Below are 14,876 nucleotides of genomic sequence, written 5' to 3'. Positions count from 1 at the left end.
CAGCCGCAGCCCCCGTCAGTGGGCGGCCCCCGTCAGTGGGCGGCCGCGGTGATCTGCGGGGCCAGGTCCTCCGCCGGAGGGGTCCAGACCGCCGGATCAGCCGCGGCCTGGTCTCCGGAGCGGATGTCCTTGACCTCGTGGCTGAGGCTCCCGTCGTCGGCCAGCGAGGTGAACCAGACGAAGGGGATGCCGCGGCGGTCCGCGTACTTGATCTGCTTGCCGAACTTGTCCGCCTTCGCGGCCACCTCCACGCTGATGCCGCGTGAACGCAGCTCCCCCGCCACGTCCTGGGCCTGCGACCAGCTGTCCTCGTTCGCCAGGGCGACGAGCACCGTCGTGGGCACCTGGCGGGACGCCACGGCGAACTCCTGCCCCAGGATCCGCATGACCAGCCGAGTTACGCCGATGGAGAGGCCAACGCCGGGAAAGGTCCGGTTGCCCTTGGCCGCCAGCGCGTCGTAGCGGCCTCCCGAGCAGATGGAGCCCAGCTGCTCGTGGCCCACCAGGACGGTTTCGTAGACGGTGCCGGTGTAGTAGTCCAGGCCGCGGGCGATGCTCAGGTCGGCCAGCACCTTGCCCGGGGCGCGCCGGTGCGCCTCGCCGATGACTTCCTCCAGCTCGGCCAGACCGGTGTCCAGCAGCTCGTGCCGGACACCGAGCGCCCGCACCTGGTCCACGAAGGAGGTGTCCTCGGTGCGGATGGACGCCAGCTTCAGGGCGGCCTGCGCCTGTTCGTCGGTGGCGCCGAGTTCTTCCTGGAGCAGTGCGGCGACCTTCTCGGGACCGATCTTCTCCAACTTGTCGATGCTGCGCAGCACCCCGGCGGTATCCGTCAGGCCGATGCCGCGGTAGAAGCCTTCCGCCAGCTTCCGGTTGTTCACGCGCAGCTTGAACTCCGGGATGGGTAGCGCGCTGAGGGCCTCGACGATGACCAACGCCAGCTCCACGTCGTAGCGGAACGGCAGCTCGCCGTCGCCCACCACGTCGATGTCCGCCTGGGTGAACTCACGGGCCCGGCCCTCCTGCGGGCGCTCGCCCCGCCAGACCTTTTGGATTTGGTAGCGGCGGAACGGGAAGGCCAGGTGGCCGGCGTTCTCCACGACGTAGCGCGCGAACGGGACCGTGAGGTCGAAGTGCAGGGCCAGCTTGTCCTCGGCCTTGCCCTCGGATTCGTCGGCCTGCAGGCGGTGCAGGCCATAAACCTCTTTGTCGATCTCGCCCTTGCGCAGCAGCTGGGCCACGGTTTCGACGGCGCGGGTCTCGATGGAGGAGAAGCCGTGCAGCTCAAACGTCCGGCGCAGGGAATCCAGAACATGCAGCTCCACAAGCCTCTCCTGCGGAAGCCATTCCGGGAAGCCTGACAGGGAGGCCTTGCGTGCCATACGGACGTATCTCCTAGTAGATGAGGGGTGAGGATGAGGCGGGTGCATCGGAGCCGGCGGCAGTGCGGCGGCACTGGATCGCTAGACTTGCTGCTGGACCAGTTTAAGGCCTGCCACGGCAGCGGAACCAAACGCGCTGCCGGGCGACGCCCCGACGTCGGGCGGAGCCGTTCATTGCAACGACCAGGAGGAGCTTTGGCCCGGAGCCGTCATGACCGCGAAACCCGGCGCCGCATTGCCCGGATGGAGGCCAAGCGCGACCTGCGCCGGCAGCAGGCGGCGCGGCGCAAGCGCGACAACATTATCGGCGGCGCAGCCGTGGCGGCCCTGGTAGCCGGTGGAGTGATCGTCCAGTTGACCGTGTTCGCCTCGAACCCCACTCCGTCGGAGGTGGAACAGGTCCGCCAAGGCCTCGAAGACCCGCAAGGCGTTGCCTCGCCGCAGCCCTCCGCCAACGCGGCATACATTCCGTCGCCGGAGATCGCCGAGGGAAAGGTCTTCAGCGGCACGATCGCCACGAACGAGGGCGACATCGGCGTGGAACTGGACGGCAGCGTGGCGCCCCAGGCGGCAGCGGTCTTCAGCACCCTGGCCCGGGACGGTTTCTTCGAGGGCAAGACCTGCCACCGGCTCACCACCGCCGCCAGCATGGGCGTTTTGCAGTGCGGTTCCGTGGACGGGGCCGGCAGCGGCGATCCCGCATACCAGTGGGGCCCGGTGGAGAACACCCCCGAAGACGGTGTGTATCCGGCCGGCACTATTGCCGTCGCCCGCGGTGCTGATACCTACAGCAACGGGACGCAGTTCTTCATTGCGTGGAAAGATTCGACGATCCCGCAGGATACCGGCGGCTACACGATTATGGGTAAGGTAACCGAAGGGCTGGACGTCATCGAGCAGATCGCGGCCGGAGGCGTCGAGGATGCCGACAGCCAGGACGGCCCGCCTAAGATACCGGTAACAATAGAGTCGTTCACCCTCCAGTGAGCACCCACCACGATGGTGCCGCTGAACAGGCGGCACCAGGCACAAGCGAAAGAGTTCTAGCGGTGACACCCAGTCAGCAATCCGACGAAGCAGCCCAGACCGCCGAAACCGAACAGACCGCAACCGGTCCGGCAGCGGAACAGGCCCCGATCGACCAAGCCGCAAGCGTTCCGGCAGCGGGCCAGGCTCCTGCCGAAGAGGCTGTGCAGGCGCCGGAGGTGGCACCGGCTGTGCAGGCTCCGGAGGCTGCTGCACCGGCTGAACAGGCGCCGGAGGCTGCACCGGCTGAACAGGCGCCGGAGGCTGGCGGGCCCGCAGCTACCCAGCCCCCGCCCGCCGCGGAGCGGCCGGCCACCGAGGAAAAGTCGCCGGCCGCGCCCGGGCCCTCCTCCAGCGCGCCGCAACCGGCGGGCAAACCGGTCCCGAAGCCCGCCCCGGGCCCCAAGCCCACGCCGGCGGCCATGCCGGGAAAGATTGCTGCCGCCGCTCCCGCACAGCAGGTCATCCCCGTTCCGGCGGTCGCCTCCACGCCGCTGTCCGAAGCGTCCAAGTGGGCGCGAATTACAGACGACGGCCACGTGTTCCTGCTGCTCGACGGACAGGAGCACCCGGTCGGGCAGTACCCGGACGCCAGCAAGGACGAGGCGCTGGCCTACTTCGTGCGCAAGTACGACGACGTCGCGGCCCAGGCGGCACTGCTGGAACAGCGGGTGGAAGCCAAGGCTCCCTCCAACGACATGCACAAGACCCTTGAGCATCTGAAGGCCCAGGTGGCCGAACGCCACCTGGTGGGCGACGTGCCCGCGCTCGAGTCCCGGCTGGCCGAACTTGGCACTGCCATCAGCGAGCTGCAGAAGGCCGAGAAGGCAAGCCAGGAAGCCCAGCGTGCCGCCGAGCTGGCGGCCCGCGAAGCCATCGTCGCCGAAGCCGAGGAGATCGCCGGCAAGGACCCGTCGTCGGTGCAGTGGAAGACCAGCAGCGCCCGCATGAACGAACTCTTCGACGCGTGGAAGTCCGCCCAGAAGAACGGCATCCGGCTGGGGCGCAGCACCGAGGACGCACTGTGGAAACGCTTCCGCTCCGCACGGACGGTCTTCGACCGGCACCGCCGCGCGTTCTTCAGCCAGCTGGACAGCGACAACGCGGCGGCAAAGGCCGCCAAGGAAGCCCTGATTGCCCGGGCCGAAGAGCTTTCGACGTCCACCGACTGGGGCCACACCGCGGCCGAGTACCGGAAGCTGATGGACGACTGGAAGGCTTCCAAGCGCGCCAGCCGCAAGGATGACGACGCGCTGTGGGCGAGGTTCCGGGCGGCGCAGGACAAGTTCTTCGCCGCGCGCCAGGCCGCCAACGAGGCGATCGACCAGGAGTTCGCCGCCAACCTGGTGGTCAAGGAGGCGCTGGTCGCCGAGGCCCAGGCCCTGCTGCCGGTGACCGACCTGTCCGCAGCCAAGAAGGCCCTGCAGTCCATCCGCGACCGTTGGGAGGAAGCCGGCAAGGTCCCCCGCGGTGACATGCAGCGGATCGAGGCAGGCCTGCGCAAGGTTGAGGACGCGGTGAAGGCCGCCGACGACGACCACTGGCGCCGGACGAACCCGGAGACCAAGGCCCGCACCAACAGCGCGCTGTCCCAGCTCGAGTCGGCAATCGTCGGGCTCGAGGATGACCTGGCCCAGGCCGAAAAGGCCGGCGACCAGCGGCGGATCGCCAAGGCCCGCGAGGCCCTGGATGCCCGCCGCCAGTGGCTCGATACGCTGCAGCGCTCTGCGGAGGACTTCTCCTAGCGGGTAAGCCCTACACAGCCGAAGGGCCCCGGAACGCTTTCCACAAAGCGTCCCGGGGCCCTTCGGCTGTCCCGGACCGTTTTGGCATGCTGTCTGGCATGACCCGTCAACCTCCCGCCGCCCCGGCGGCTGCACGTAACGCCCAGGCCCCGCCGGCGGTACTCCGACCGGGGCATCCCTTCAGCCGCAGCGAACTCGAGTGCATGCGGCTGGACGGCCTCCTGGTCAACGTCTATGGTCCGGGGTTCGCCCTGCCGTGGGACCAGATCACACCCCGGCACCGCGCGGCCGCCGCGTACTACAGCCTGCCCGAGCATGTCCGCCGGAAAGTGGTGCTGGGGAGGCTGACGGCGGCATGGGTTTACGGCTGCGCGCCGGCCCCGCAGAAACTTTCGGTGCTGCTGGACCACCGGCACCGGACCACGTCGCAGGGCCGGTACCGCCTTGCCCTGATCCACGAAGTGACGCTGGGCCCCCTGGATACCGTGACAATCGGCGGGGTCCCGGTCAGCACACCGCTGCGGACCGCGCTGGACGTTGCCCTGCACGCACCGGACCCGGACGCTGTCCCCGTGTTGAGGGCGCTGGCCGGAACCAGCGGGCTCGGCTGTCCGCTGGACGCCATCCGGCAGGCAATCGAGGCCCGGCCGAGACTGCCGGGCAAGTCCCGGGCGCTGCAGCGCCTGGACTCGGCGATGGGCGCAGCCTGACAGCGGGAACGTTCTCCCGGGGGACGCGGAGGGGCGTTCCCCCCTCGTCGGGCGGATCAGCGGCGCTGGGACCCCGAGCTGCGGTACACGTCGTACACGCCGTCGATGCGCCGCACCGCGCCGAGCACATGGCTGAGGTACTTCGGGTCGCCCATCTCGAAGGAGAACCGCGAGATCGCCAGCCGGTCGCTCGAGGTGTGCACGGTCGCGGAGAGGATGTTGACATGGTTCTCGGCGAGCACGCGGGTGACATCGGAGAGCAGGCTCTTGCGGTCCAGCGCCTCGACCTGGATTTCCACCAGGAACACGCTGGACTGCGTGGGCGCCCAGGCGACGTCGACGATCCGGTCGGGGCTTTCCCGCAGCTCCGCCACATTGCGGCAGTCGGAGCGGTGCACCGACACGCCCGAGCCCCGGGTGACGAACCCCACGATGGGATCCGGCGGGACCGGGGTGCAGCACCGGGCCAGCTTGACCCAGACGTCGCCGACGCCGACGACGGTGACGCCGGAGTCCGGATGCTTCGGCCGCTTGACCGTCGTCGGGAGGGACGGCTCGGCCTCCTCCACCGCTTCCCGTCCGCCGAGCAGGCCGACCAGGTGCTCGATCACGTTCTGCGCGGACGTATGGCCGTCGCCCACGGCGGCGTACAGCGCTGATACGTCGGCATGGTGAAGTTCCTGCGCCACCGACATCAACGCGTCGTGCGTCATCATCTTCTGCAGCGGCAGGTTCTGCTTCCGCATGGCGCGGGTGAGCTGGTCCTTGCCCTTCTCGATCGCCTCTTCGCGGCGCTCCTTGGTGAACCACTGGCGGATCTTGTTCCGTGCCCGCGGGCTCTTGACGAAGCCCTGCCAATCCTGGCTGGGACCGGCGCCCTCCGCCTTGGAGGTGAAGATCTCCACCCAGTCGCCGTGGCTGAGTTCGCTGTTCAGCGGGACCAGCTTGCCGTTCACCCGGGCACCGATGGTGCGGTGGCCAACCTCGGTGTGCACGGCATAGGCGAAGTCCACCGGGGTTGATCCGGCCGGCAGCGCCATGACTTCGCCCTTGGGGGTGAAGACGAAGACTTCCTTGGCGTTGATTTCGAACCGGAGGGAGTCCAGGAACTCGGCGGGGTCGCTGGTCTCCTGCTGCCAGTCAACCAAACTGCGCAGCCAGCCCATGTCACCGCCGTCGGCCGTCCCGCCGCGGGCGATGTCCTTGTACTTCCAGTGGGCCGCGACGCCGTACTCGGCGCGGCGATGCATTTCATGGGTGCGGATCTGGATTTCCACCGGTTTGCCGCCCGGACCGATCACCGTGGTGTGCAGCGACTGGTACATGTTGAACTTGGGCATGGCGATGTAGTCTTTGAACCGGCCGGGCAGCGGGTTCCAGCGCGCATGCAGGGCCCCGAGTGCCGCGTAGCAGTCGCGGACCGTGTCCACCAGCACCCGGATACCCATCAGGTCGTGGATATCGTCGAAGTCCTTGCCCCGCACGATCATCTTCTGGTAGATCGAGTAGTAGTGCTTCGGCCGGCCGGTGATCGTGGCCTTGATCTTCACGGCGCGCAGATCGTCGCCGATCTTGGTGCGCAGCGTCGTCAGGTACTTCTCGCGTTCGGGAGTGCGCTCCCCCACCATCCGCACGATCTCTTCATAGACCTTTGGATGCAGGGCCGCGAAGGAGAGATCTTCCAGCTCCCACTTGATGGTGTTCATGCCCAGCCGGTGCGCCAGCGGGGCGAAGATCTCCAGGGTCTCGCGGGCCTTCTTCGCCGACGACTCCGGGGAGACAAAGCGCCAGGTCCGGGCGTTGTGCAACCGGTCGGCCAGCTTGATCACCAGGACGCGGATGTCCTTGGCCATCGCCACGACCATCTTGCGCACGGTCTCCGACTGGGCCGCGTCGCCGAACTGCACCTTGTCCAGCTTGGTGACGCCGTCGACCAGCATCGCGATTTCGGGACCGAACTCCGCCTTCAGGTCGGCGAGCGTGTACTCGGTGTCTTCGACCGTGTCGTGCAGCAGGGCGGCAGCCAGCGTGGTGCCGGTCATGCCCAGTTCCGCAAGGATCGTGGCCACGGCGACCGGGTGCGTGATGTACGGGTCGCCGCTCTTGCGTTTCTGCCCGCGGTGGCTGCGCTCGGCCACCACGAAGGCGCGGTGGATCAGGTCGAAGTCCTCGCGCGGGTTGTTGGCGCGGACGGTGCGCAGCAGCGGCTCCAGGATGGGCGAATAGCTGGTGCCGCCCCGTCCGGCCAGCCGGGCCAGCCGGGACATCGTCCGTTCCCGGCGGCCCGGGAAGGCATGGCGGACCGGTGCGGTACCGGGGACTTCGGCGGCCGCGGGCACGACGGAAGGACCAGGATCCGGTGTCACGCCGGCATCACTGGCCTGGTCCGTCGACCTAAGGTGTTCGGCCAACCTTTCCCGCCTTCCCGATTGGTCCTGGAACCGACGCTACAGCCTCTTGAGCCGCCGGCGGGCGGCGCACGGCCCAGCACTGTTCCGGAAAAACCATTCTATGCCCGTCCGGCGGCCCCGGCGCCCCGCTGCAGCGTCATACGGCGGGGGCGGCCTCGGTGCGGCGCCGTTCTTCCACCTTCTTGGCCTGCTTGAGCAGCGCCGGTTCCTTGGCCCGGAGCCGCGCGTACATCGGCGCCGCAATGAAGATGGTCGTGGCGGTGCCGATGATGATGCCGATGAACAGCGCCAGCGAGACGTCCTTCAACGTGCCGGCGCCGAGCAGGAAAGCGCCGATGAACAAGATCGCGGCGACCGGCAGGACGGCGACCACGGAGGTGTTGATGGACCGGACCAGGGTCTGGTTCACGGCGAGATTGACCTCTTCCGCGAAGGTCCTCTTGGTGGACTTGTCCAGGTCCTCCGTGTTCTCGCGGATCTTGTCGAAGACCACCACCGTGTCGTACAGCGAGTACCCCAAAATGGTCAGGAAGCCGATGATGGCCGAGGGCGTCACCTCGAAGTCGCTCAGCGAATAGATGCCGGCGGTCACAATGAGCACCACCACCAGGCCGCTGAGCGCGGCGACGGACATCTTCCAGGTCCGGAAGTACAGCGCCATCATGATCGCCGCCAGCACAACGAACACCACGAGGCCCCAGATCGCCTGCCGGGTCACGTCGGCACCCCAGGTAGGACCGACGAACGAGGACGTCACCTGGTCGGTATTGACGTCGTAGGCTTCGACCAGGGCGTCGCGCAGTTCCAGGGTCTGGTCGTCGTCCAGCCGCTCGGTCTGGATCCGCATGGTCCCCGGGGCGATGTTGGTCACGCGGGGATCTGCATCCGCCGCGACCTGGGCCACGGCAGCCTCGCCGGGACCGACGTCCGTGTTTTCCACGTTGGAAACGGTGAACTCGGAACCGCCGCGGAAATCGATGCCCAGGTTGAACCCGCCCTTGACGAACGGCACCACGATGGACAGGAGGATCGCGGCGGCGGCAATGCCGAACCAGAGCCTGTACTTGGAGACAAAGTCGTAGGAGCGCTTGCCCGTGTAGAGATCGTTGCCCCACTTAGCAAAGTTGGCCATTTAGTTGCTCTCCTTGTCGGACCCGCGGCCCGCGCCGCTGGTGGCGCGCTGCTTCTCGGCCGCCCGGCGTTCGGCGATGGTCTGGCGGCGGTCGGCTTCGGCAGCCGCCGCGGCGTTCTTGGCCCGCACAGGCACCTTGCGTTCGCCGGGCTGGCGGATCCGCCCTGCCCCGCGGTACAGCGGCACTGCATCCAGCAAGCGCGGATCCAGGCCGGAGAACCGGTGGCCCTCGCCGAAGAACTTGGTGCGCGCCAGCAGCTGCATGGTCGGGTGCGTGAACATGAAGACCACCAGGAGGTCGGCCACCGCGGTCAGGCCCAGCGTGAACGCAAAACCGCGCACGTTGCCCACCGCCACGAAGTAGAGCACGACGGCGGCCAGCAAGTTGACTGCCTTGGAAGCCAGCACGGTTTGCCGTGCACGCTTCCAGCCGTTATCCACGGCCGAGACCAGGCCCCGGCCCTCGCGCAGTTCGTCGCGGATACGTTCGAAGTAGACGATGAACGAGTCGGCCGTCTGGCCGATCGCCACGATCAGGCCGGCGACGCCGGCCAACGACAGCCGGTAGTTTTCGGTCCAACCCAGGATTGCAATCGCCAGGTAGGTGATGATGCCGGCCACCACCAGTGACGCGATGGTCACGAGGCCGAGCATGCGGTACTGGAAGATCGAGTAGGCGGCGACCAGCACCAGGCCGATGAGTCCGGCGAACAGGCCCATCCGCAACTGGTCGGCGCCCAAGGTGGCGGAGATCTGCTGTTCGCTCTGGATCTCGAAGCTGATCGGCAGCGCGCCGTACTTCAGCTGTTCGGAGAGGACACGGGCAGATTCTTCCGTGAAGTTGCCGGTGATCTGCGGCTTGCCGTCCGGGATGACAGCGTTGGTTGTCGGGGCGGAAATTACCTCGCCGTCCAACACGATGGCGAACTGGTTTTGGGCGCCGGGGAGCCCGAACAGCCGCTCGGTCACGGCCTTGAAGGTTTCGGTCCCCTCGCCGTTGAACTCGATGTTCACTGCCCACTGGTTCAGCGTCTGTCCCTGGGTGCCGCGCACCTGGCCAAAGCTGGAGTCGACGATATCCGTGCCGGGCACCTCCACCGGGCCCAGGATGTACTTCATGCCGGTGTCCGGTTCGCAGGCGACCATCGGCTTGGCCGGGTCGGCAGGCCCGGTCTCCTCGTCCGCTGCAGCCGGATCCAGGCATTCGAGCGCCTCGAACTCCTGGTAGAGCTCCGGGGTGATCCAGTTCATGTCGCTGGCGTTCTCCGGGGCGGCAGCCGGTTCCGGAAGGTCAGCTTCCGGCGTCCGCTCTTCTTCCGGGACGGCGGAACCGGGCGCAACGGTGAGTACCGGCCGGAATTCCATGGCGGCCGAAGCCTGGATCAGTTCGCGGGTCCGCTGGTCCGGGACACCGGGCAGGCTGACCACCACGTTGCGGCCGGACTGGGTGGTGATCTCCGCTTCCGCCACGCCGGAACCGTCGACGCGCTGGCGGATGATCTCCACGGCCTGGTTGAGTTGCTCGGCGGTGATCTCGCCCCCGCCGCCCTGGACCTGCGGAGCCAGGATCATCTGGGTGCCGCCCTCGAGGTCGAGCGCCAGCTTGGGCGCCCAGCTCGCCTGGCCGGTGAACACACCGCTGCCCAGGATGACGGTGCCGGCGGCAAGGAGCACACCGAGCCAGATAAGTGTCCGCCGCGCGATGCTGGTGGAACCGGTTCGTGCCATGGAAGATCTTTCTCTCATCGGCTCAGTCGGCCGGCGGTACCGGCCGGTACATGGCGAAGTGGCGGGGCATGCCCCGCCACTGCACGCCTATACGGCTAAGCCGTCGCTGGCCTACTTGGTGTCTTTGTTCTGCTCTTCGTTCAGCCGCTTGAGGGTGTCCTCGGCGGATTCCTCCGGGCGGGTGGCGCTTTCCGCGGTGAGGGACGAGGCGTCGTCGGGAACCTCGGGGGTCTCCGGGGTCACCACTTCGTTCACCGCCTGGGTGTGCACAGTGGCGGTGTTGCCCGGCGACAGTTCAAGGACCACCTTGTTGTTGTCGGGGTCGAGGGAAACGACGGTGCCGAAGAGACCGAACTGCGTCATCACCTCGGTGCCCGGCACCATCTGCTCCTTGATGCGCTCAGCCTTCTCGCGCATCTGGGCCTGGACCTTCTTCTGCTTGCGGAACATGAAAAAGATCAACAGCGCGAAAACGGCGAACAGGCCGATCGTCATCACGTCGATGCCGCCCGACTGCTGCTGGGGAGTGGTGCCGGTGAAGAGATTTACGAACACAGGAAAGTTCCGTCCTAGAAGTCTGGAGCGGACCGGTAGGAAAATCCGGACCGTGTACGCAGCCTGCCGCGTCCCGCGAGGAACGGCGCACTCCGCACGTTCCTACCATTCTACGCGGTGACGGCCCTTACACGGTCAAGCTTCAGTTTTCGGCGAAACCCGTGTCCGGCTCCAGCAGTTCCGAGAGCAGGTCTTCGGTCTGTCCTGCGGCCAGATGATCCGGCACCGCCAGCCCCAGGTGTTGCCAGGCGGCGGCGGTGGCGATCCGTCCGCGCGGCGTCCTGCCCAGCAGCCCTTCGCGGACCAGGTAGGGCTCGGCCACCGTCTCCACCGTCTCGGTTTCCTCGCCGACGGCGATGGCCAGGGTGGACAGGCCGACGGGCCCGCCGCCGAACTTGGTAATCAGGGCGGTCAGCACCGCCCGGTCCAGGCGGTCCAGTCCCCGTTCGTCGACTTCGTACATATCCAGCGCAGCCGCCGCCGCACGCGCATCAATCTCCTCGATCTTGTGCACGAGAGCCCAGTCCCGCACGCGGCGCAGCAAACGATTGGCGATGCGGGGAGTGCCGCGGGAGCGTCCGGCGATCTCGGCGAAGCCCGCCGAACTCACCTTGAGGTCCAGCAGCATGGCCGAGCGGCGGAGCACCAGTTCAAGCTCCGCGACGGCGTAGAACTCCAGGTGCCCGGTGAAGCCGAAACGGTCACGCAGCGGACCCGGCAGCAGCCCGGCCCGGGTCGTGGCCCCGACGAGGGTGAACGGCGGCAGGTCAAGCGGGATGGCGGTGGCGCCGGCGCCCTTGCCCACCACGATGTCCACCCGGAAGTCCTCCATCGCCATGTAGAGCATTTCCTCCGCCGGCCGCGACATCCGGTGGATCTCATCCAGGAAAAAGATCTCCCCTTCGGTCAGCGACGACAGGATCGCTGCCAGGTCGCCCGCGTGCTGAATCGCCGGTCCGGAGCTGATCCGCAGCGGCGCGTTCATTTCCGCGGCGATGATCATGGCCAGCGTGGTCTTGCCCAGCCCGGGCGGGCCGGACAGCAGGACGTGGTCGGCCGTGCGTTCGCGGATCCGGGAAGCTTCCAGCACCAGCGACAGCTGTTGGCGGACCCTGGCCTGGCCCACGAAATCGTCCAGGTTCTTGGGCCGCAGCGCCGATTCGATCGCCCTTTCTTCGGTTTCCGACGTGTTGGCGACCAGCCGGTTGTTCTCGGAATCCTCTGCCACGCTAGTTCACTCCCGCGGTCCGCCGGGCCGAGCCAGTCCGGGCACCGTCCTGGCCCAGCCTGCGCAGGGTCAGCCGCAGCAAGTCGCCCACATTGCCCGCCGCTGCCGCCTCCGGATTTTCCTCCGCGGTGGTGTCCACGGCCGCGGCGGCGTCCTTCTCCGACCAGCCCAGGCCCGCCAGGGCCTCCTGCACCTGTCCCTTCCAGCCGCCCGCCTGTTGGGGGGCCTGCTCGCCGGTGGGGATCAGCTTCCCGGCCAGCTCCAGCACGATCCGGCCGGCGAGCTTCGGCCCGATACCCGGAACCTTGGTGAATGCCTTGCTGTCCCCCTCCGCGGCGGCAACCCTCAGGGCCTCGGGCGAGTGCACCGACAGCGCCGCCAGGCCGAGCCTCGGACCGACCCCGCTGACCGAGATGAGGGTTTCGAAGACTTCCCGTTGCGCCGCGTCCTCGAAGCCGAACAGCGTCATGGAGTCTTCGCGGACAATCATGGTGGTGGCCAGTTCGGCCTCCCGCCCCACGAACAGCGTGCCCAGGGTCTGCGGCGTCGCCTGGACGAGCATGCCGAATCCGTTGACCTCGATCACGGCCGATTGCAATCCCACGTGGGCGACGACGCCGCGCAACGAGCTAATCATGAACTCAACTCCCAATTCCGGCACTGCGGCCCGGAGTCCACCCGCAGCAGCACGGCGGGCGGATTGTCCGAACATATCTACGAATAGCTTACGGGGCAGCGCAGACATTACCGGCGACCGCCACACCGTGGCACCGTTTGCCTTCAGCCGCCGGCGGCGGGTCAGCGGCGCGTCCGCTTGGCCTTTGCTTCGGCCTCCGCCCAGAGCCTCTGGGCCGTCGTCATCCCGCCGCCGGCAGCCGGTTTCGCTGCTCCGCCGCGCCAGGCATGGGTGATTGCCAACGCCAAGGCGTCAGCGGCGTCGGCCGGGCGCGGCGGGGTGTCCAGCCGCAGGATCCGGGTCACCATCTTGGTCACCGCGGCTTTGTCCGCCTGCCCGTTGCCGGTGACCGCCGCTTTCACTTCGGTAGGGGTGTGCAGCGCGACGGCGATCCCCCGCCGTGCTGCCGCCGCGATGACCACGCCGGACGCCTGGGCCGTGCCCATCACCGTGCTGACATTGGTCTGGCTGAAAACGCGTTCGACGGCGAGCACGTCGGGCGTGTGCGCGTCGAGCCATTCGTCGATGGCGTCGGCGATCTTGAGCAGGCGCAGCTCCAGCGGCATGTCCGGGGTGGTCCCGACCACCCCGACGTCCACCAGCGAGGAGCGGCGGTTTGGTTCAATATCGACCACACCCAGGCCGCAGCGGGTCAGGCCCGGGTCCACTCCCAGCACGCGCATGGCTGGTGCCGACGGCCGGACCGGTGTCAGTCGTTCTCGATTTCGGCGAGGACATCCGCGCTGATGTCGGCGTTGGAGTAGACGTTCTGGACGTCGTCCAGGTCCTCGAGCGCATCCACCAGTTTCATAAACTTCCGGGCTGCGTCCGCGTCGAGTTCCACGGCCATCGAGGAGACGAACTCGATCTCATCGGTTTCGTACTCGATGCCGGCCTCTTCCAGCGCGGCGACGACGGCGCGAAGGTCCGCGGGATCGGTGTGGACCTCGAAGTTGTCGCCCTGCTCCTTGACTTCCTCAGCGCCGGCTTCCAGCACCGCCATCAGGAGGTCGTCTTCCGTGAGCCCGTTGGCGGGCAGGGACACCACGCCCTTGCGGGAGAACATGTAGGACACCGACCCCGGGTCGGCCACGGTGCCGCCGTTGCGGGTGATCGCCAAACGAACCTCGGAGGCGGCCCGGTTCTTGTTGTCGGTGAGGCACTCGATCAGCACGGCGGAGCCCTGCGGGCCACGGGCCTCGTAGATGATTTCGCTGTAGTCCACCGTTTCGCCGGTCAGGCCGGCGCCGCGCTTGACCGCGCGGTCAATGTTGTCGTTGGGGACCGACGTCTTCTTGGCCTTTTGGACGGCCAGCTCCAGCGCGGGGTTGCCGGACATGTCCGCTCCCCCGTTGCGGGCCGCCACTTCGATGTTCTTGATCAGCTTCGCGAACGACTTGGCACGCCTGGCGTCGATCACGGCCTTCTTGTGCTTGGTGGTTGCCCACTTGGAGTGTCCGGCCATGCTTACGCCTCTCCTCTGACGATGCGGATGAAAAGTTCGTGGATGCGGCGCTCCCCCGTAATCTCCGGGTGGAAGGATGTCGCCAGCAAATGCCGCGAACGCACTGCCACTATTCTAGCTGTCCCGTGCAAAGTATCGGTGTGGGAGGCCGCCTCCGGCTCGACGATGGCAAGGACCTCCACGTCCTTGCCCACGCGTTCCACCCAGGGCGCCCGGATGAACACGGCGTGCACCGGCGCCGGGTCCTGGCCGGGAGACGCCGCACTGAACTCCAGGCCCTGGAAGTCCAGGTTTGACTCGAACGATTCGCGCTGCCGGCCGAAGGCGTTCCGCCGCACCGTAATGTCCAGGCCGCCCAGCGTCTGCTGGGGCTCGCCCTTCAGGTCCGTGGCCGGATCCGCAATCTCACGGGCCAGCATGATCATGCCCGCGCAGGAACCGTAGACCGGCATGCCCGCCTCGATCCGCCTCTTGAGCGGCTCGGCCAGCTCGAAAATGCGGGTGAGCTTGTCGATCGTGGTGGATTCACCGCCGGGGATGACCAGGCCGTCCACGGCATCCAATTCCCGCGGCCGGCGCACCGGCACCGCCTTGGCACCGCTGTGTTCCAGGACGGATAGATGTTCGCGGACATCGCCCTGCAGGGCAAGCACACCAATCGTGACCACGGTGACGGTTCCTCGGAGTTCGGCATCGGGCCGCCCGACGTGGCGACCGTACGGAAAAACAGTAGTGCCATCCGGTCCGGCAGTGTTAAACGGTGCCCGCCGGCACTGTGGGACCCGACACCATTCACGCGGAGCCGACGGTGCCCCGAC

Annotated in this window: 13 protein-coding genes; 3 read left to right on the top strand and 10 right to left on the bottom strand. The window is 67.6% G+C overall.

The window, feature by feature from the left end:
- Positions 1 to 32 precede the first annotated feature (32 nt).
- Complete coding sequence (hisS, locus tag AC5RVS_RS16165; RefSeq protein ID WP_493987114.1) at positions 33 to 1,382, bottom strand: histidine--tRNA ligase; 1,350 nt, start codon at positions 1,380 to 1,382, stop codon at positions 33 to 35.
- Between the two features lie 195 nt (positions 1,383 to 1,577).
- On the opposite strand from hisS, the gene AC5RVS_RS16160 reads away from it, so the two are divergent.
- The 3 genes from AC5RVS_RS16160 (at position 1,578) to AC5RVS_RS16150 (ending at position 4,863) form a co-directional block, all read left to right on the top strand.
- Positions 1,578 to 2,369, top strand: a complete 792-nt coding sequence (locus AC5RVS_RS16160) for a peptidylprolyl isomerase (RefSeq protein WP_494108894.1) — start codon at positions 1,578 to 1,580, stop codon at positions 2,367 to 2,369.
- A gap of 62 nt (positions 2,370 to 2,431) precedes the next feature.
- Entirely contained in the window at positions 2,432 to 4,153 is a 1,722-nt protein-coding gene (locus AC5RVS_RS16155; RefSeq protein WP_494108893.1) for a DUF349 domain-containing protein, read from the top strand.
- A gap of 98 nt (positions 4,154 to 4,251) precedes the next feature.
- A complete protein-coding gene (locus AC5RVS_RS16150; RefSeq protein WP_494108892.1) occupies positions 4,252 to 4,863 on the top strand; it encodes a type IV toxin-antitoxin system AbiEi family antitoxin in 612 nt (203 codons plus the stop codon).
- Between the two features lie 56 nt (positions 4,864 to 4,919).
- On the opposite strand, the gene AC5RVS_RS16145 is transcribed toward AC5RVS_RS16150, so the two are convergent.
- The 9 genes from AC5RVS_RS16145 to pdxT form a co-directional block, all read right to left on the bottom strand.
- The gene (locus tag AC5RVS_RS16145) at positions 4,920 to 7,130 is read right to left on the bottom strand and encodes a RelA/SpoT family protein (protein WP_493987529.1); all 2,211 of its coding nucleotides are present in this window, start codon (positions 7,128 to 7,130) and stop codon (positions 4,920 to 4,922) included.
- Positions 7,131 to 7,410: 280 nt separating this feature from the next.
- Positions 7,411 to 8,406, bottom strand: coding sequence for a protein translocase subunit SecF (gene secF / locus AC5RVS_RS16140; RefSeq protein WP_494108891.1), 996 nt, complete (start codon positions 8,404 to 8,406; stop codon positions 7,411 to 7,413).
- A complete protein-coding gene (gene secD, locus AC5RVS_RS16135; protein ID WP_493987109.1) occupies positions 8,407 to 10,134 on the bottom strand; it encodes a protein translocase subunit SecD in 1,728 nt (575 codons plus the stop codon). It abuts the gene before it with no gap.
- A gap of 111 nt (positions 10,135 to 10,245) precedes the next feature.
- Positions 10,246 to 10,689 (bottom strand): preprotein translocase subunit YajC, encoded by a 444-nt coding sequence (locus tag AC5RVS_RS16130; protein WP_493987108.1) that lies wholly within the window; start codon positions 10,687 to 10,689, stop codon positions 10,246 to 10,248.
- A 142-nt stretch (positions 10,690 to 10,831) separates the two neighbouring features.
- Positions 10,832 to 11,917 carry a Holliday junction branch migration DNA helicase RuvB gene (gene ruvB / locus AC5RVS_RS16125; protein WP_494108890.1) on the bottom strand — a complete coding sequence of 362 codons (1,086 nt, stop codon included), beginning with the start codon at positions 11,915 to 11,917 and terminating at the stop codon, positions 10,832 to 10,834.
- A gap of 1 nt (position 11,918) precedes the next feature.
- Positions 11,919 to 12,554: a Holliday junction branch migration protein RuvA gene (gene ruvA / locus AC5RVS_RS16120; RefSeq protein ID WP_494108889.1), complete on the bottom strand. Its 636-nt coding sequence runs from the start codon at positions 12,552 to 12,554 to the stop codon at positions 11,919 to 11,921.
- 161 nt (positions 12,555 to 12,715) lie between these two features.
- Positions 12,716 to 13,276, bottom strand: a complete 561-nt coding sequence (gene ruvC, locus AC5RVS_RS16115; protein ID WP_494108888.1) for a crossover junction endodeoxyribonuclease RuvC — start codon at positions 13,274 to 13,276, stop codon at positions 12,716 to 12,718.
- 26 nt (positions 13,277 to 13,302) lie between these two features.
- Positions 13,303 to 14,058 (bottom strand): YebC/PmpR family DNA-binding transcriptional regulator, encoded by a 756-nt coding sequence (locus tag AC5RVS_RS16110; protein ID WP_493987104.1) that lies wholly within the window; start codon positions 14,056 to 14,058, stop codon positions 13,303 to 13,305.
- A gap of 2 nt (positions 14,059 to 14,060) precedes the next feature.
- Positions 14,061 to 14,726, bottom strand: a complete 666-nt coding sequence (gene pdxT / locus AC5RVS_RS16105) for a pyridoxal 5'-phosphate synthase glutaminase subunit PdxT (protein ID WP_494108887.1) — start codon at positions 14,724 to 14,726, stop codon at positions 14,061 to 14,063.
- Positions 14,727 to 14,876: the final 150 nt, after the last annotated feature.

Source organism: Arthrobacter sp. Y3221048, from assembly GCF_059092685.1.
The sequence above is the reverse complement of the archived record's forward strand: the minus strand, read 5'-3'. Positions and strand labels throughout refer to the sequence as shown.

Bases quoted from the DNA above. Each gene is read 5' to 3' on its own strand.
- hisS (WP_493987114.1), bottom strand. From the start codon at position 1,382: ATGGCACGCAAGGCCTCCCTGTCAGGCTTCCCGGAATGGCTTCCGCAG.
- AC5RVS_RS16150 (WP_494108892.1), top strand. From the start codon at position 4,252: ATGACCCGTCAACCTCCCGCCGCCCCGGCGGCTGCACGTAACGCCCAG.
- AC5RVS_RS16145 (WP_493987529.1), bottom strand. From the start codon at position 7,130: ATGTCCCGGCTGGCCCGGCTGGCCGGACGGGGCGGCACCAGCTATTCG.
- secF (WP_494108891.1), bottom strand. From the start codon at position 8,406: ATGGCCAACTTTGCTAAGTGGGGCAACGATCTCTACACGGGCAAGCGC.
- secD (WP_493987109.1), bottom strand. From the start codon at position 10,134: ATGGCACGAACCGGTTCCACCAGCATCGCGCGGCGGACACTTATCTGG.
- ruvA (WP_494108889.1), bottom strand. From the start codon at position 12,554: ATGATTAGCTCGTTGCGCGGCGTCGTCGCCCACGTGGGATTGCAATCG.
- ruvC (WP_494108888.1), bottom strand. From the start codon at position 13,276: ATGCGCGTGCTGGGAGTGGACCCGGGCCTGACCCGCTGCGGCCTGGGT.
- AC5RVS_RS16110 (WP_493987104.1), bottom strand. From the start codon at position 14,058: ATGGCCGGACACTCCAAGTGGGCAACCACCAAGCACAAGAAGGCCGTG.